Origin of the sequence: Paraburkholderia lebeckiae (assembly GCF_050436225.1) — a bacterium.
Taxonomy (GTDB): Bacteria; Pseudomonadota; Gammaproteobacteria; order Burkholderiales; family Burkholderiaceae; genus Paraburkholderia; species Paraburkholderia tuberum.
In genome coordinates, this window is record NZ_JBNDLU010000002.1 from 2942802 (window position 1) to 2960363 (window position 17562).

15 protein-coding genes and 2 pseudogenes are annotated in these 17562 nt (G+C 61.0%); 7 read left to right on the forward strand and 10 right to left on the reverse strand.

All coding sequences use genetic code 11. The features are described from left to right. Positions 1–163: 163 nt before the first annotated feature. Together OKW45_RS28165 and OKW45_RS28170 are read left to right on the forward strand one after the other, a co-directional pair. Positions 164–364, forward strand: coding sequence for a hypothetical protein (locus OKW45_RS28165; protein ID WP_429472387.1), 201 nt, complete (start codon positions 164–166; stop codon positions 362–364). A gap of 965 nt (positions 365–1329) precedes the next feature. Continuing rightward, positions 1330–1527, forward strand: a pseudogene (locus OKW45_RS28170) (magnesium and cobalt transport protein CorA); the annotation flags it as partial. Positions 1528–1853: 326 nt separating this feature from the next. Here OKW45_RS28170 and OKW45_RS28175 read toward each other — a convergent pair. The 5 genes from OKW45_RS28175 to OKW45_RS28195 form a co-directional block, all read right to left on the reverse strand. Continuing rightward, complete coding sequence (locus OKW45_RS28175) at positions 1854–2693, reverse strand: hypothetical protein (protein WP_429472389.1); 840 nt, start codon at positions 2691–2693, stop codon at positions 1854–1856. Between the two features lie 80 nt (positions 2694–2773). Next, positions 2774–3241 carry an acyltransferase family protein gene (locus OKW45_RS28180; protein WP_429472391.1) on the reverse strand — a complete coding sequence of 156 codons (468 nt, stop codon included), beginning with the start codon at positions 3239–3241 and terminating at the stop codon, positions 2774–2776. Between the two features lie 128 nt (positions 3242–3369). Further along, positions 3370–4077 carry a glutathione binding-like protein gene (locus tag OKW45_RS28185; RefSeq protein WP_429472393.1) on the reverse strand — a complete coding sequence of 236 codons (708 nt, stop codon included), beginning with the start codon at positions 4075–4077 and terminating at the stop codon, positions 3370–3372. 129 nt (positions 4078–4206) lie between these two features. Beyond that, positions 4207–4428, reverse strand: a complete 222-nt coding sequence (locus OKW45_RS28190) for a hypothetical protein (protein ID WP_026225675.1) — start codon at positions 4426–4428, stop codon at positions 4207–4209. A gap of 231 nt (positions 4429–4659) precedes the next feature. Then, positions 4660–4851 carry a CsbD family protein gene (locus OKW45_RS28195; protein ID WP_018419840.1) on the reverse strand — a complete coding sequence of 64 codons (192 nt, stop codon included), beginning with the start codon at positions 4849–4851 and terminating at the stop codon, positions 4660–4662. A gap of 203 nt (positions 4852–5054) precedes the next feature. On the opposite strand from OKW45_RS28195, the gene OKW45_RS28200 reads away from it, so the two are divergent. Next, complete coding sequence (locus OKW45_RS28200; RefSeq protein ID WP_429472395.1) at positions 5055–5381, forward strand: hypothetical protein; 327 nt, start codon at positions 5055–5057, stop codon at positions 5379–5381. 285 nt (positions 5382–5666) lie between these two features. Next, positions 5667–6515 (forward strand): annotated as a pseudogene (gene dcm, locus OKW45_RS28205) (DNA (cytosine-5-)-methyltransferase); the annotation flags it as partial. Between the two features lie 865 nt (positions 6516–7380). On the opposite strand, the gene dcm (OKW45_RS28210) reads toward dcm (OKW45_RS28205), so the two are convergent. Next, complete coding sequence (gene dcm / locus OKW45_RS28210; protein ID WP_429472397.1) at positions 7381–8631, reverse strand: DNA (cytosine-5-)-methyltransferase; 1251 nt, start codon at positions 8629–8631, stop codon at positions 7381–7383. 378 nt (positions 8632–9009) lie between these two features. Here dcm (OKW45_RS28210) and OKW45_RS28215 point away from each other — a divergent pair, with 378 nt between their 5' ends. Next, positions 9010–9582 (forward strand): winged helix DNA-binding protein, encoded by a 573-nt coding sequence (locus OKW45_RS28215; protein WP_018419835.1) that lies wholly within the window; start codon positions 9010–9012, stop codon positions 9580–9582. A gap of 37 nt (positions 9583–9619) precedes the next feature. On the opposite strand, the gene OKW45_RS28220 is transcribed toward OKW45_RS28215, so the two are convergent. Genes OKW45_RS28220 through OKW45_RS28235 form a run of 4 tightly spaced genes read right to left on the reverse strand, consistent with a single transcriptional unit; the run spans position 9620 to position 14794 of the window. Continuing rightward, positions 9620–11017 carry an amidase gene (locus OKW45_RS28220; protein ID WP_429472399.1) on the reverse strand — a complete coding sequence of 466 codons (1398 nt, stop codon included), beginning with the start codon at positions 11015–11017 and terminating at the stop codon, positions 9620–9622. 19 nt (positions 11018–11036) lie between these two features. Continuing rightward, entirely contained in the window at positions 11037–12362 is a 1326-nt protein-coding gene (locus OKW45_RS28225; protein ID WP_429472400.1) for a M20 family metallopeptidase, read from the reverse strand. Between the two features lie 34 nt (positions 12363–12396). Then, on the reverse strand, positions 12397–13419 hold the full coding sequence (locus tag OKW45_RS28230; protein WP_026225672.1) for a ring-hydroxylating dioxygenase ferredoxin reductase family protein: 1023 nt from the start codon (positions 13417–13419) through the stop codon (positions 12397–12399). Between the two features lie 25 nt (positions 13420–13444). Then, positions 13445–14794 carry an aromatic ring-hydroxylating dioxygenase subunit alpha gene (locus tag OKW45_RS28235; RefSeq protein ID WP_429472402.1) on the reverse strand — a complete coding sequence of 450 codons (1350 nt, stop codon included), beginning with the start codon at positions 14792–14794 and terminating at the stop codon, positions 13445–13447. Positions 14795–15254: 460 nt separating this feature from the next. Between OKW45_RS28235 and OKW45_RS28240 the strand changes: the two genes are divergently transcribed. Next, positions 15255–16328, forward strand: coding sequence for a porin (locus OKW45_RS28240; RefSeq protein ID WP_018419830.1), 1074 nt, complete (start codon positions 15255–15257; stop codon positions 16326–16328). A gap of 129 nt (positions 16329–16457) precedes the next feature. Next, the gene (locus tag OKW45_RS28245) at positions 16458–17555 is read left to right on the forward strand and encodes an alcohol dehydrogenase catalytic domain-containing protein (protein WP_429473377.1); all 1098 of its coding nucleotides are present in this window, start codon (positions 16458–16460) and stop codon (positions 17553–17555) included. The last annotated feature ends 7 nt before the right edge of the window (positions 17556–17562 follow it).

The following is a 17562-nucleotide window of genomic DNA, read 5'->3' on the forward strand; positions in this document are numbered from 1 at the left end:
CAACCTACTGGTAGTACTGTCGCGCCACAGGCGGACATCTGACGCGGGAGAAGGTCAACCCGGGGGCGGCAATTCACCGTACAACGAGGCGAACCAGGTGGTTCTGGCGTGACCCAGGACCTGTTTTGGCAATCAGACTGTGCAGGCGTCGGAGGGAGTTCACATGAACGTGGTGAAGACCGAGATTGGACAACTGGAGAAGGCGCTGAATGTCCTGATCTGGCGTCCGCGACTTATTCGTCGCGACTATTGGACAATGCAGATCGAACGCTTGCTGGCACGCACTCCCCTCACTGTGCAGGACAGGCAGCGCTTACTCGCGCTGCTCGACCTCCTTGGTCGCACAGGTGAATCGGGCGATTGAAAGAAAACTACCCGACAGTCGGGACGTCTTCTGAATGCAATGGTGCCCTTTAGCGACCTGCGTCGTCAGTCGGCGGCCTTGCGGTACACGCGGTAACAACGGGGAACGCGGACACTGGCTGCCGAGGCCATCTCGACAGAGTATCCGCCTGCAGTTGTGGTCACAATCTCGCGATGAACACTTTCGATGCCGAACTTGCAACTAGCCGCAAACGCTTTTAATGCCTGGCGTTTCCCGGCGGTCCGTGCAATTGCGGCAACCAGGAGCGTGATGCCGGTAGCCCGGCCGTGCATGCGACGACGATCGAGGCCAGGGTGAGGTCGCCCGCTCCACCGGTATGTGGTGAAAATTGCGTAACTAGCGTGCCGGCCGTAATAACGGCACTCAAGGAGCTCTACATCGTTTCGAGCGCAGCCGCACAGCGCGGTGCTCACGGGCTGGATGTTCTTGACGCCCAATGGAAGGCCTTGTATCGGGCGACCCGGCAGGCGAAAGTGATCACGAGCCAACTGTTGCCCGGGAGTGAAACCCAGGCCAGTGCGCTACTGCGCGAACTGGCAGAAACGTGCGCGAAGCTTCTTGACCGCCACGCCTCCACTCAGGGCTGCCCGACCGCGGTGTGGCGCGAAATACCCCGGCTTGGGCGCGAGGTTTACGAATGTCTGAATCTCTTCCCCACTCACCGAACCTGAACAAGGATCAAGCGCGACTCATGTCTGAGTTTAGTGCCTCGCTGGGCCGGATAGCCCGCCCCGCCCGTGACCGGCGAATCCCTGGCCGCAGGTTCCCTGGGGAACCCGAGGGTCACTGCCAGCGCCTCCGAGTACTTCGAGTAGACACTGGACGGTCGGGGCAGACGAGTAGCGCCACGGGTGTCGCAATTGCACGAAGGTCGGACTACACATGAATGCTCGCAGCCAAGGGCGGACCACTATTCCAGCCGTTCCAGAATTGTGGGAGAGGCGATGAACCCTGACGGAATTCACAAGGCCGCGTTGTTGATGATGTCGCTCGGCGAAGACGAGGCGGGCGAAGCCTTCCGGTTCCTCGGCCCACGTGAGGTGCAGAAAATCAGTTCCGCGATGGCCGCGCTGAGAAACGTTACACGTGGCTCCATCGACGCCGTGCTGCAAGACTTTATCAAGGAAGCAGAAACGCACACCTACCCGCATCACTACTACAACATGACAGCCGAGGGGATTCTCAACCTCTTCGGATCTGCGATCAATGTCGAACGTGTGTCGTACCGGAATCGACAACGGCCATCTGGTCGATTTACTGGATCATGAGCGACTGGGCCGATGGTCTCGACGAGAATGCGCTGAAAGAATTCAAAGCGCTCACGGTCGAAGAAATTCCGCAGGGACCGCCGACGTTGCTGGATCGATCGTTTGTGAAGCAGTAAAGCGCAAAAAAGAATCTCGACATTGCGAGTTCGACGACTGTGATCGCGAAACGCGTTTGAGACGAGGCCAGTCCAACGGCTCCATTATTTTTGCATCGGCCGACGGACACTTTGCTCGTATATCGAAGGATCGACGACGTTCATCTGATCCTTTGGGCGTTCACCAAAAACTCGCTCGAAGTCGTCGGGACCCAGAATGTCAGCAGCGTCGTGGAGAAAAGACGAATAGGCCTGGTTCAGCTCCGAGGCGGACGGAACATCGCTGCCCTGCGGGGCATGTTGCAAACGCTCGACCCGCACCATAAATACGCGTCGATGATTCATCAACGACTTGATCTTCGCATCCGCGTCGGGACCCTTCAAAGTCGCCTGTAGATGCTCCTGAAAATCATCGACATCGGATTCCTGATGTCCTGGCTTCATGGCGTTACTCCCGCTTGGTGTCGAGCACTGAATCTTCTTGCTCGCCCATGCAGCATGCTGCTTGCCGTATGTTCCGAAGATCGCGATGCTCAACCAGTAGCCCCTGCACATGCGGACCGTAACCGGAACTGCTCCACCGCTGCCGGTCCCCCACAGAATCTGATTTGACAGCTGATGGCATACACCATCGAGACCATAGCTGAAAATCGTTCCACGAGCGGCCGGATCGATGTTCGAGTCCACATCGGGCTTACATAGACAACTAGCATAAAGCAGATTTGCCGCGCCGGAAGCCAAAAAACCATCCGCACTGACAGGCGTCCCACCTCGGGCGTGGAAGCTGCCCCAGCTGTACCAATAGTGCTCGCCAGCGATCAGGACATCCGCCAGCGCTGGGTAAATCTTCACGCGGCTGTCGTAGGTCGTCACCCATGTATGGTCGACCACGGAATCCTGGAAATACGCCGGAACGGACCACGCGAACAATGTAACGGCGCTCATTGCTTCACCTTTTCGTCCGGTCGCATCACAGAACTGCCGCGCGATTCTCGCCCGATAAGCCGGTAAGAACTTTACTCACCTCAAAGGTTATACATCTCGTAGTTCAACGTCCAGCCGACGCCCCGCACGGACGCGGCCATGCCGGTCCAGCTCATCGACGGTAGAAACTGAAACGACGACAGCGCATGCCAGGCGCTCACGCGCGCATGACCGAACGCTTGGGGAACGCCCCGCACGAACGCGACGAGCGCGATAAACAACGCGGTGAGAATCCAGTAGAGCGGCACGACCCGCGCGTTGCGGGCGCAAATGAACGAGCGCGCCGACTGGATTCCCGACGGCAAACCCCGAGTCACCTGCGCCATCACGAAGCCGGAGATCACGAAGAAGACGTCGACGCCGATTTCGCCATAGCGCGACACGCGCGGAAAAACATGGACGAGCCAGCCATGCGCGGCGACGATGCCGTCGGTATGAAACGCGCCGACGCCAAGCGCGGCGAGCGCGCGCAACGCCTGAATTGATCGATCCTTCCTGATACCTGTCACGCCCTTCGATCCGGCAAAGTGCGTAACGGGGCATGGTAGCGCAGAGCGTCGCACGATGCCGCGTGGCCGGGCGCGTCCGATTCGCGCCCGCCCGGCCGAGCGGTCAAGCTCGCGAAACGCTCAGGCCATCAAGCCGGCCGCTGCGGAATATTCAGGCCGCGCGCCACCGCCGGACGCTCGACGAACGCCGCCAGCACGCGCCGCACGTTCGGGAAGTCGTGAATGCCGACCAGTTCTCCCGCCTCATAGAAGCCGACCAGATTGCGCACCCACGGGAAGATCGCGATATCGGCGATCGAATACTGATCGCCCATCACCCATGTGCGTCCTTCCAGGCGCTGCTCCAGCACGCCGAGCAGCCGCTTCGATTCGGCGATGTAGCGATCGCGCGGACGCTTGTCCTCGTACTCCCTGCCAGCGAATTTGTGGAAGAAGCCGACCTGGCCGAACATCGGACCGATGCCGCCCATCTGGAACATCACCCACTGGATCGTCTCGTAGCGCCCGGCGGCGTCCTGCGGGATCAGCCGGCCGCTTTTGTCGGCGAGATAAATCAGGATCGCGCCCGATTCGAACAGCGGCAGCGGTTTGCCGTCGGGACCGTTCGGATCGAGGATCGCCGGAATCTTGTTGTTCGGGTTCAACGACAGAAACGCCGGCGTCATCTGATCGTTGGTATCGAAGCGCACCAGATGTGGCTCGTACGGCAAGCCGGTTTCCTCGAGCATGATCGAGATTTTTACGCCATTGGGCGTCGGCAGCGAATAGAGCTGAATCCGGTCCGGATGCTCGGCCGGCCATTTCTTCGTGATCGCGAAAGCGGATAAATCGGTCATGGGTTCGGGTCGCCCTATGGGACAGAAATTGCAAGACCGCCCAATATAAACCGACTCGCCACAACGCGTGCGAGGCCGCGTGAAGACCTTACAAACGCTGCGGCAACGGCGCCGCTCGCGATCGGCGGTTCACCACAAGTCCTTCGTCGCCGTACCCGCGCGCACGTTGAAGCCATCGCGCCACAGCGCCGCGCCGACCGTCAGCAGCAGCGTCTTTTCGGTGCCGTCGAGCAGTTCCCACGCGGCCGCGAGCCACGTCGCGAAGTTCGCGCAGGTCGCTTCGAGATCTGGCGGCGCCTTGCCTTCCAAATACTGCCGTTCGAACATCGAAAGTATCTTTGCGGGTGTCATGGGCGCGACCTCCTGATGGGATTGCGCCAAGTCTAAAGGGCTCGCAGCGCGTGCGGAATGCCGATCATCGCGATCACGGGTTACTCCCAGGCCGGCCGCCGCGCCAACGTCAGCCGCGACCCATCTTGTGAAATCGGACGCGTCGTGTCCGACCTACGCCGTACAAAAAACAAAGGCGCCGCGACGATCGCGACGCCTCCGCCGTTACGGCAACCTGCACCGAACGGGTTCTCAGTGACGGCCGCGCTTTGCATCGTCCCTAGCGTCTTCCTTCGCATCGCCATAGGCCTTCTGCACCTTGCCGGCGCCCTGCTGCAGGTCGCCCTTGAGTTCCTTCGCAGGGTCGTTCGTGGCCTTGCCGATGCCCTTGTTGACCTTGCCCTTGACCTGCTCGCCAACGCCCTTCACTTGATCCTTGTTCATGCTCGGCTCCCATATGCGTAGTCGACAGAGATGCCGGCGCGGTATTCCGCCGGTGTGTGGGAAGTAGCAACGGCTGTTCCCGGGAACTGCTCCGCGCGCGGGGCCGCGGCACCGACGAACGCCGACGCGCGATCTGGCAAATTTTTTATCAAAAGGCCTAAAGTCTCGCCGCGCACCGCCGTAAATCCGTTCAGGGAGGAGTCATGGACCGCACGGACACTACGATTTCGGGATCATCGCAAGCTGCGTTGATCGACCACGACATCGCGCACATCGCGCGGGTGATGCACGTATCGCTGCGCGGCGATTTCGGCGGTCCGATCCTGCCAGCCACCTATTGGCGCAAACGACTGACCGCGCTGGTCGACAGCGGCCAGCTTTCTACCGCCCAATTGGACAAAGTCGACAGCCTGCTGCTGCAACTCGATCGGCTGGCCTCGACGCCGCTGCCCGAATGGGAACGCTTCGCGCCCGCGCCGACCTCGCGATTCGAGCCGGCTGACCCGGTGAAGAAGGTGAAGTCGGCCTGACCGCAGCCGCCCCAGCCGCTGCACCCGCACGCGTCGCGCTAGGCCGGCACGCGGCTCGTCTTGCGCGCCGCAAATAAGCGGCCGGGCACGAGTTCGCGGCCGCCAACACACCTCGCAACGCCGGAAACCAGCGTCACAGGACAAACGTATATCCGCATTCGTGACAGGCATGTTTCGCCGCAGACAAATGCAGCAGCGCGACGTATCGCGGAAAATTCCTGATCAGTCGGCGCCGCCAATAGGGAAAGGGGCGACCTTAGGTCATAAAAATTCCAAGGACGCCTCGTGACCCTCGCCGCCCGGTTCGACCTGCTCAAGCAGGCGCGCGCCCGTTTCACCCAACGCGAAATCGCAGACCATGTCGGCAAGGACATCAAGACGGTGCGTCGCTGGGAAAAAGGTGAAACGCCTTGTCCCGCGATGCTGGAACCCGCGTTGCGCGATCTGCTGCGGCAAGGCGCGCGTGAGGCGCAACACGCGGGCGACGCGGCGCGCTTCCGCTTCATCGATCTGTTCGCGGGTATCGGCGGCATTCGCATGGGCTTCGAGGCGCACGGCGACGAATGCGTGTTCACCAGCGAGTGGAACGAGTTCTCGACGCGGACTTATCGCGAGAACTACGGCGACAACTCCGCGAGCGGCGGCGCGCACGCGCTGATCGGCGACATCGTCACGTTTCCCGCCGAGGACGTGCCGAGCCACGACGTACTGCTCGGCGGCTTTCCGTGCCAGCCGTTTTCGATCGCCGGCGTCAGCAAGAAAAACGCGCTTGGCCGGCCGCACGGCTTCGAATGCACGACCCAGGCACGCTGTTTTCGACGTCGCGCACATCATCGCCGCGAAGCGCCCCGCCGCGTTCCTGCTCGAAAACGCAAAGAACCTGCTGTCGCACGACAAGGGCCGCACCTTCGACGTGATCCTGCAAACGCTGCGCGACGAGCTCGGCTACGAGGTGCACTACCGCGTGATCGATGGCCAGCATTTCACGCCTCAGCATCGCGAGCGCATCATCATGGTGGGCTTTCGCGGCAAGACCAGGTTCACGTGGGACGACCTGCGCCTGAAGCCGCGCGACGCGTGCAGCCGAAGTACACGCTCACCCCGAAGCTATGGGCGTATCTACAAAACTACGCTGCCACCCTCTGGTCCGGCGCGACCCATCTCCGCGGGCGCAGATCCCCTACCATCCAGTGAACGCTTCAACGCACAAGATTTGTCGACCGCCTTCTTGAAATACAAGAAACCGCCTTGCGACGAAGTGCGGCGTAGCAAGGCTATGCATCCATCAGTAGCTATAGTTTTCAGCAATTATCGTAAATGCCTTGTGCTCACTTCATTCGTGCTTCCTATCGATCCGTGAGGTGTTCTGGGTGCACCATCGCTCGCCGTGTAAAGCTGACGTTAGAACTCGAATTTAATGAACGGAGTAGACCAGACGACAAGTCACGCGTTGAGACTTTCCCCCGCCTGCTTAAAGACACTGGCTTTGGAGACAAACCCGATAAATCGCATCAGCACGAATTTCATGGCGTAGTAGCCCTCAAGGCGATTTTCGGGACGGATCGCACCGAAATGAATGCAATTTTTCGGTCCGGGGCAACGATGTGCGGGACACTGCGAAGGTCACGTGATACGACGCCCGCATTGACCATCCCACGCGCACCGAGTACCGCCTTTATTTTCAACAGAACGACGTCATGGCGTGCGCCCAAGCTGGGGACAACATCCTCGTGGGATCCGACGGTACGGGGCAGCCCAACTTCATCCTCGTCCCAAGCGGAGCTGAAGGCCATACGCCTGGGATCAATAGCTGACAGCCTGTTTGAACGCCCTCGACGTCGATTCTTGATACGACTTGTTTGTTTGTATCGCGACACAAAGGCGCAAAAAGACATGACGACGGCCCAATCATTCGTCACCGAGGTCGAGACGAAAGCATAGTGCCGCACGACGATGGCAAATAGTCTATCGCGCCGGCACAATCACCGAATCGCGGAACTCACTTCATAGCGTGGGCCGTTTTCATCACGCTCGTGACATACGGCATCATCAGGCGTGCGACTTGATCGATAACTGGAACGACCACACTGTTCCCAAATTGCCGATAGGCTTGAGTATCGCTAACGGGTATCACAAAATCATCCGGAAAACCCATCAGTCGTGCGCACTCACGAGGCGTGAGACGCCGAGGCCGCTTTTTGCCTCCTTGCGAGAGCAAAATTTCACTCCCGTCTTTGAAATAGCGCGCTGACAACGTGCGCGTAACGCTCTCCGGGTCGACTAATCCATATCCAAACCCGTTGCCTGCCGCACGGTGCTTGTCCGCATACCCTTGAAGATATGTCCACAGATTCGGTGTCAACGTGTACTTGTCTTGGACCTTTTGCAGTTCATGGTCGAAGAATCGATTGCCGTCGTGCGCAAGCACAGGCTCCGTGCCATCTGTCTTGTGTAGGATCGATCCAAGTCGCGGACCCACTGCTGGAAGTTCGAGTGCGCTGAAATCGAAGTCCGTGCTCTGCCGAAAGCCAACAATCACGATTCGCTCACGATGCTGAGGCGTAAAGTGTTGACCGTCAATGACCTTGTAATGGACGTCGTACTTTAGTTCATTTCGCAAGACCGACAAAATCGTTCTAAAGGTATTCCCCTTGTCATGCGAAATAAGATTCTTAACGTTTTCCAAGAGGAAAGCTGCCGGCCGTTTTGCGTCAATGATTCGCGCCACATCATAAAAGAGCGTGCCCTGAGTTGTGCACTCAAAGCCATGTGGCCGCCCCAACGAATTCTTTTTGCTGACACCTGCAATGCTGAATGGCTGGCAAGGAAAGCCAGCTAACAGTACGTCATGTGAGGGAACGGCGCCCGACGGGAACGCGGTTATATCACCAATAAACTGATGATCATGTTGTGAGCCGTAATTCTCCAGATACGTCTTTTTTGAGAATTCATTCCACTCGCTCGTGAAGACGCAATGACCTCCAAATGACTCAAAGCCACGACGTATGCCTCCAATCCCCGCGAATAAATCGATAAACCGAAACTTCGCAAATGCCGGCGTGCGTGGCCTCTTCATTTTCGCACTGATCAATTCCCGCAAGGCCGCTTCCGCAATTACAGGGAATTGACCGCCGTTTGCCTCCCACCTCCGGATCGTGCGCACATTCCGGCCGATTCGCTCGGCCAGTTCGCACTGGGAATAAAGCTCCAGGGCTTGACGTAGGAGTTGCTGCGGCGCGGACATTGTCATATTTATCGACTTTGGGAATTTTAGCGGACATTTTGGCCATTCGCTTTCCGTATGTCCAGGATTTCGTTCCGTTTGCCGCGCGAAGAACTGGGCAGGTTTCGGCGAGGAGTCGGCGATACGATGAGCTTCACTGGATCCCCCGCCTGGGCCGCGTTGCGACGAATGGCCCGGGCATGCCGTACCGAGGATTGGTACACTATCGGTTCAAAGCCAATTGGTGGTTGATAAAAGATCGACAAACCGAACTCGTATGTGGTGCCGCCGGTCAGGCCGTGGCCCACTGACGGAGCCGCCCGCGGCGCATTCAAGTGTATTGGAGCGTTCCGGGCCCCGGCGGGCGGGATCGGCTGTCTAAACTGGTGAAAGGTTGATCGAAGCATGGAACCGAAGTTCTACCGCGGCTGGCACCTGGCAAAATCGGACATGGAATACAAGGCAACGGAGTTCGAGTGGGCACTGATCCGCTTCTACGAGTCTTTTTCGCGCTTCGTGCTAACGACCGGCATGATCACAATTGCGGCGGACGTTGACATCAAGTACCAGGAGCACGTCATCCTGCATGTGATCCGCATGCAGGATCGGCCGAAGAATAGTGCGACCATTGCGCGGCTGATGAATCGGGATGACATCCCAAACATTCAGTACAGCTTGCGCAAGCTTGAATCGGCCGGACTGATCGAAAAACAGAAGGACAAGAACAGCAAGACTTATTCGTATACGGCGAGCGAGCTCGGAGTGAAGCTCACCGACGAATACAATAAGGTCCGGCAGGAGATTCTCGTCAAGCGCTTCGAAGAGATCAGCGACGTTGATGAGAAATTCGAGCGCTGCGCGCGCTTCATGTCGCTGCTGACGGGAATTTATGAAGAAGCAGCCCGTGATTCGGCGACGATCACGCCGCAAACCGACGAGCCGCCGCCGAAACCGAAGACTTCACGCAAATCCGCATAACCGTCGGCGCGACCACGCGCGCCGGCTCGCGCGAACGTTACAGTGCCGGATGAAGTTTGTGCCAGTGGGTGGCGTGCTGGAACGCCATGCCGGCGCGGCACAACAGGGCTTCGGCGCCATGCGCCGCGACGAACTGGAAGCCGATCGGCAGGCCGACTTCCGTGAGTCCGCACGGCAATGTGATCGCAGGGTGGCCGCTGGAGTTGAACGGCGCCGTGAACTGGATGAGGCGCGCATTGAGCTCGGGGTCTTGCGCCAGCGCGCCGAGCTGTTCATGGGTCGGCGCAGCGAACGGCTGCACCGGCACGATCAGCAGATCGAGTCCATGCATCAGCCGGTTGATCTTGCCGCGTAGTGCGGCGCGGTTCAACAGCACCTGCTGATACGCCATTGCGCTGGTTTCGCGCCCAATCTCGATCAGGCGCGTGAGCGCCGGGCCGTAGTGCGCCGCGAGCCGCGGATAGGTATCGGCGTGATCCACCGCCACTTCGACGCCACAGTTCACCTGCCACTCGTCGACTACCGTGCGCACATCGGGAAAGCTCACTTCCTCGACCTGTGCACCGAGGGACCTCACCGCTTCGACGACCTGCGCGAGCGCACGCACGATGACGTCGTCGGTGCCGTGGCTGTTCCATGCCGGGTCGATGCCAATTCGCAGTCCGCGTAGATCGTGCGCGTCGTTCGGTAACGCGAGCTTCGACTCGGGCAACGAGGTCGGATCGAGCGGATCGTGCCCGGCAATCGCACCGAGCAGAAGCGTCGCGTCGGCGGCATTGCGGGCCATGGGCCCGGCATGATCGAGACTGGCACCCAGCGCAAACACACCATGACGACTCACACGTCCCCACGTCGGCTTGATGCCGGTGAGACCGTTAGCCGCTGAAGGGAAGCGGATCGAGCCGCCGGTATCGGTACCGAGCGACGCATAGCACAGGCCAGCCGCCGTCGCGACGCCGGAACCGCTCGACGAAGCGCCCGCCCAGTGCCCCGGATGCCACGGATTGACCGGCTCGGCGATCTCGGGGTGATGCGTTGCGAATGCGCCCTCCGTGAGCTGAAGTTTGCCGAGCACGATTGCGCCGGCACCGCGCAGCCGCTTGACGGCGGTCGCGTCTTCGGTCGGCACGAAGTTGCGATGAATGATTGTGCCGGCGGCAGTCGGCGAACCCGCGCACCAGTACAGGTCCTTCACCGCCAGCGGTACGCCGTGCAGCGGCCCGAGCGCCTCACCATTCAGCACTTTTCGTTCGGCTTGGCGCGCGGATGCGAGCGCCTCTTCACGCATTACGAGCGCGTAGCTGTGCAGCGTGGCGTCGAGCCGCTCGATGCGTTCAAGCATCGCGGTCGTGACTTCCACGGGGGAGATCTCGCGCGTGGCGATCAGGTGCGCCAACTCGCGCACCTCCATGTAGTGCAGTCCGGAATGGGACATGGTCAATCTGCCTCCGTACTCAAAGTCCGAGCTCTGCGCGCTGCCGCGTGAGCGTATCGATCACGGCGTACATGATCTTGTGCGCGCAAGGCATCAGGTCGGGAATGTAAGTCGCGCCCATGCCGCCCAGCCCCTCGGCCACCGGCACCGGCGAGCGTTCGGCGGGCCATGGCCAGCCGATGCGCGCGGTCGGAATGCCGAAGCGGCGCAACGCGGCACCGTCGGTCTGACCGCCGAGCAGCTCGGGTGTCGGATGCGCACGCTGCTCGATATGCTCCCAGCCGCGCCGCGCGGACTGCACGATCCAGTTCGACGGGGACGTCGTGCCGCCGGGCACGGAGCCATACATTTCCCAGTCGAGATCGAAATCGGGATGACGCTCCCGTAGTGCCGCGACGAATGCGGCGAACTGCGCCTTCACTTCGCCCGGTGAGGTACGGGGATTGATGCGCACGTCGAAGAAGATCTCGGTGACGGCCGAAGGAAACGCCGGCCGTTCAGGCCAGCCCGCCCGCACGCCCGAGATCCAGCCGTGCGGCTTGACCGCGCCGGACGTATTGCGCTCGGCGTACTCGATCAGCCATTGTTCCAGCTCCAGTATCACGTGCGCGGCGGGCACGACCGAGCTGCGAAAACCCGGCGTGTCACGCGGCACACCCGCGTAACCGAGCGTGCCTTTGACCTTCAGCTTGAACCAGCCCATGCCGGGCTCTTCGTGATAGACCCAGTTCCAGGGCTTCATCACGATCGCAAAATCGGGCGCGACGCCGCGGCTCAACAGGTGCGTGACGCCCGCGGACATGCCCGCGTGGTCACGCGCGGCAAGATCGACGGGCATGCCGCCATCGGCCATCGCGACGATCAGGTCGCCGACCAGCGGCACGTCGGCTTCGATCAGCGCGGTCGCGACTTCGGTGAGCGTCGCGATCATCCCTTTGGGGTTCGACGCGCCAAGGCCATAGACCCAGTCACCTTGCATGCGTGCGCGCGGCTTCAGGTCCGCGAAGTCCGGTGGACCGATCCACGGGTCGTCGCTTTCGTCGCCTTCGAGATGGGTGTCGATCGGCGCGTAGAGCATCAGCGCGGCACCGCCGCCGCTGCCGCGTTTCTCCGCGACGACGTTGCCGGTGCGCTCGTTCATGGGCCGATAGCTCGAGTTCAGGCCGACGCGCGCCAGATGGCTGACCATGAACTGGCTCGCGTCGCGCGCCGCGCCGGTCGGGCTGTGAATGTCCGTGAGTTCGAAGAGCAGCTGTTGCAGCCGCCGCGCGTCGAGCTTTGCGCAGGCCCGGTCGTACCAGGCCTGTTGCTCGGGAGAAAAGGGCAGTGGCGTAGTGCTGACCACGATGGATACCTCCAGATTGCGTTGCGATGTGTGGTCAGTTCGACGGCGCGAACTGCTCGGCGTAGATGTTTTCCGGTCGCAGGCCGAGATTCACGAGCTTCGTCGTGGCGGCCTCGATCATGCGCGGCGGACCGCACAGATAGGCGACGGCGCTTTCATGCGCTATGTCGCCTTCGCTGATCGCATCGACGGGATTGCCGGCGAGCAGTTCCCCGCTCGCGTGGTGGTCCACCGAAACACGCGTCGTGAGATTCGGCAGCCATTGCCGGCGCAGTTCCAGATCGTCGAGGCAGAAAAGCTGCTCGGGCGTAGCACAGCCGAAGCTCAGCAGGATCGGCGGCTTGCGTCCGGGCTGGCGACGCAGCGCGTCGATCATCGACAGGATGGGCGCGAGGCCGGTCCCGCCCGCCACCATGATGTGCGGTGCAGGTACCTTCTCACGCAGGAAGAAACTGCCGAACGGGCCTTCGATTTCCAGGACGTCGTCGGGTTTCGCCTCGTGCTCCAGCCACTTCGACATCACGCCATCTTCAAGCACACGAATCAGCAGTTCGAGCTTTGGCAGGTCGGCCGCCGTGCTGGCGGGCGAATAGCTGCGCGTGACATTCGTGCCCGGCACGCGTACCTGAATGAACTGCCCCGGCTTGAAGTCGAGCCATGCGCCTTCGGCCAGTTCGAGCCGCAGGCGCACAACGTTCGACGCCACTTTCTCGACGCTGTCGACGAATGCGTGCGCCTTGACCGCCTGCACGTCGGCCGCATCGCTCGCATAGTTCAGCGTGAACGTGCAGTCGGTTTCAGGTTCGGTCAGGCACAGCAGCCGGTCGCCGGCTTCGTATTCGCTGCGCAGGAGCGTCGAGCTGGCGCCCGCGCGCATACCGGCGTGGCCCTCGACAAGCTTTGCCACGCAGCTCGAACAGGAACCCGACCGGCACTGGTGGATGACCGGGATACCTGCGGCGAGGGCAGCGTCCAGCACGCTCACGCCCTGCTGCACGGCAACCGATGTCGCTTTCCCGTCGCGGAAGTTCAATGTGACGTATTTAACGGAAGACATACGGATACCTTCAGTGCTGCTGTGATTAGTGTTCCTCTTCGATCTTCTCGACGAAGTACGAAGGACGTTTGCCGTCTGCGGTCCGCTTCATGCGGATGCTCGACGCCTTGATAGTGCCGTCGATCCCATTGCCGGGCTTGGCGATGCCACGATTCCAGCGTGAAGCGATCTTGCGCCAGGTGATCGGCGACACGTCGGTTGCAACGAGTTGTTCGTTGTCCCAGCCGGTGCCGTCAGCATAGAAGTCCTGCATCGCTTCGCGTGCGTACAGGTCGCAGTTGTTGAAGCCATGCAGGCACAGCGGCTTGAACAGATAGTCGTAGCGATACTTGAAGTCCTTGCGCTCCTTGTCGGTCGGGCACACGCGCGCGAGGATTTCCCAGTACTCGTAGGTGTCGTCGGTGATCGGCACATACCACTCGAACTGGACGACATGCTCTTCCGGCCAGTTCTCGACCATCAGCACGCCGGGCAGGAACACGGAGGTGCGGTACGGGCGGGCATTGACGTTCTCGACCTTCAGGTCGACTCTCTCGTTCTCGAGGACAGGGTCCCACTTCTCTGTGAAGAGCCATTGCACGAGCCCCTTCGGACCGTTCTCGTCTTCGACCGGCGCGATACAGTCGTCTGCGGTCGGCACGATGCCAAGCGGCAGCACCCAGTCCTTCGCATGAATGATCGCGTTGTCCTTGTGCACGAGGATGTGTGCGTTATCGAAACCGTTTTCGCAGGCGATGCGCCAGTTCGCGAAACCCGTGCGGTGCATGCCGTATGCGACGACGTCCTTGTCCAGCAGGCTTGGCGCGGACGGCCACAGCGGATGCGGGAAGCGTTCGTCGTTCTCCGGGAAGCGGATGGGCAGGTCGTGCGCAAGCGGCGGCACGTCTTCATCCGGATAGTCGTCTTCGCGCACGAAGACGAAGATCATGCCGGCGATTTCCTCGACCGGATAGGTCGTGATGCCCGTTGTGCCAATCAGCTTGTCGTCCGGATTGCCGGCGATGGTCGCAAGCTTGCCGCTTTCCAGGTCGAACGTGAAGCCGTGGTACCAGCAGCTGATCGTGTCCTTGGTCAGACACATCGGCTTGGCGGAGAGCCGCACGCCGCGGTGAATGCACTGATCCTTCAGCGCGTAGATCTTGCCGTTCACGCGGCGCAACACGATCTGCACTCCGCAGATCTGGATGCCTTCGACGGCATCTTCCGGCAACTCATGGCTGAACAGCGCCGGATACCAGTGGTTGATGAAGCCCCATGCCGCGTCCTTGTACGGCTGGTACTGGCTCTGGACTTTCGCGTCATTGACGCGGGCATCGCTGATCTCGTTGAGTCTCTGACCGGTGCTGCGCCGGCGGACGATGGGCGTGTCGCTCATGGAGTGCTCCTTGATGTGTGGGCTGGGCGCGTCTCGTGACCGCTCACGAGCGCTGATTTCTGTACAGCTTGTCGAGGTTCGATGCGCCTCGCCGTGCGCCTCTCGACCGATGCTGTGAGTGAAGACTACGAAATCATAAATTGACAGTCAATTTATTTTCAATCAATCTTCCGTCGTACATTGATTGCAAATCGATCGAACGTGATGCGATAAAAATCGGTGAAGGCCCGTGGGAAGGCGCTTAGCGGGCGATTTGCGGATTTGCAGCGGGTGCCGCAGCGGGCAATCTCACCAGGGTTGTCCCTGGCGATGCAGGCGGCAAAAACGAGACCGGGACGAACACCTGCCGCCGTTAAGAGCGTCACGCAGGCAAAAAAAGCGGCCCGAAAAGCGGCCGCCTGACAACTCGCCGGTCGGCAGGCGCAGCAAAGGCTATTGACGAAAGGAAGAGGAGAACGCGGTGAAACTGAAGCAGTCCGTACTACTAATCGGCTTGGCGTTGGCCGCCAATGCCCATGCGCAAAGCAGCGTCGAAGTCTACGGGATCATCGACACGGGCGTGATGTACGTGTCGAACGTGGGCGGCCACAGCAACTGGCTGGCTGATCCCGACACGATAGCGCCGAACCTGTTCGGCTTTCGCGGAACCGAAGATCTCGGCAATGGCCGGAAGGCGATCTTCAAGCTCGAAGGCATGTTCAGCGTGAACAACGGGGAATCCAGCAACGGGCTTTTCGGGCATGAAACCTATGTGGGATTGCGTGACGAGCGATGGGGCACGCTGACCGCCGGCAACCAGATCGACTTCATGTTCTATTCGCTCGTGGTCGACCACTGGGGTCCGGCTTTCCCGTTCGTCAATTCACTGGGTCTGCGGCAAGGCTCGTTCTCAGGGCTGAACATTCCGGGGCCGCCGGGTAATAACTCGTTCGACTTCGATCGCACACTCGGCGCTCCGATCGCGAACTCGGTCAAGTACATGAGCCCGACAATCGGTGGCCTCTCGATGGGCGCGCAGTACAGCTTCGGCGGACAGGCTGGTTCGTTCGGTCAGGATAGCGGGCAGAGCTTCGGCCTGAACTATCACATCGGCACCGTCGCGCTGAATGGCGCGTACACGTACGTCAAGTATCCCGAGTTGAACAACGGCAACGACGGTATCCGTAACATAGGTCTCGCCGCTTCGTGGGTCGTGGGGCCGACAGTGCTGGCCGCGATGTACACGAGCACGCAGAACACGCAGAACGGCGCCCGTGTCGGCGTCTACGAGGCCGACGTGACGTGGACGGCCTCCCCGTTCCTGCATGCGAATCTCGCCTACCAGTACATGAAAGGCAACGACGTCTTGAAAGACCAGAAGGCCAGTCAGGAGACGTTGTCGCTCATGTATTCGCTCTCCAAACGCACGAGCATTTACTCAGCGCTGGCGCTACAGCAGGCCTCGGGCGGTCCCGCCTGGATTTCACTTGTGCCAGGACCCGCCTCGGGCGGCCGGCAGACGGCAGTCGACATCGGTTTGCTGCATGTGTTCTGACGATATGACCTCAGCGCGGACGCTCGCTCAGCAGACTGTGGCGGCGGCACCGCGCTTCTCGACTGGCGCCGGCCAGTCATGCCCCACTGAACCCAAACAGGAGACACCATTTTGAACACCCGCTCAACCATGCGCGCAATGCGCGTTCACGAACCCGGTGGCCGCTTCGTGCTCGACACGATCCCGCGCCCCGAGCTGCTGCGTCCGACCGACGTCCTCGTCGACGTGAAGGCGTCCGGCGTCGTCCCGAATCTGCGCAACGTAATGAGCAATTACGGCGAGCGTGCTTACCTCACCGTGCCGGATCTGCCCGCTATCTACGGGCTGGACGCGGCCGGCGTGGTTGCCGAGGTGGGCAGCGCCGTAACCGGCCTCGTGCCGGGCGATCGTGTCTATATCAATCCGGGCCGCTCGTGCGGATCGTGCGACGCGTGCCGGACAGGTCAGTCGATCAACTGCGTGGCCTTCACGTTTCAGGGCTACTTCGGCTTTGGCCCGCAATCGAAGACGATGTACCGGCAATACCCATACGGCGGCTTCAGCGAGTTCGCAACGGCGCCCGCCGACGGCCTCGTCAAGCTGCCTGAGGCAGTGAGCTTCGAGCAGGCGGCGCGTTTCGGCTACCTGGGCACCGCGTATTCGGGCCTACGCAAGGCAGGCGTCGGTGCGGGCCGGACCGTGCTGATCGTGGGCGCAAGTGGCACGCTGGGTCTGGGGGCCGTGCAGATCGCACGCGCGATGGGCGCGACTCGTATCCTGTGCGTCGCGCGCAACGAGGCGCTTCTCGCCCGAGTGCGTGCGCTCGATCCGCAGCGCATCCGCACGTTTTCGCACGGCACCGGCTCGCTGGCCGACTGGGCCCGTGAGCAGACGGACGGAGTGGGCGTCGACGCGGTCATCGACGCGATCGCGCCAGGCGCCTCGCATCAGGTCACGCTCGACAGCATGGAGGCACTCAGGCGCGGTGGCCGGCTCGTCGAAATCGGCGCGATGACCGACCCACTGCCGCTGAACCTGCACGAGATGATGTGCGCGCAGGTCAGCGTGATCGGCTCACTCTGGTTCTCGGTTGCCGAAGGCCAGGACCTGGCTGCAATGGCCGCGGCCGGCACGCTCGAGCTCGGCGTGTTCGAACACCACCGCTACACGCTCGACCAGGCCAACGAAGCACTCTCGGAAGCGGAAAAACGCGCTGGTGGCTTCGTCAACGTCGTCATCGTTCAATGAAACAGCC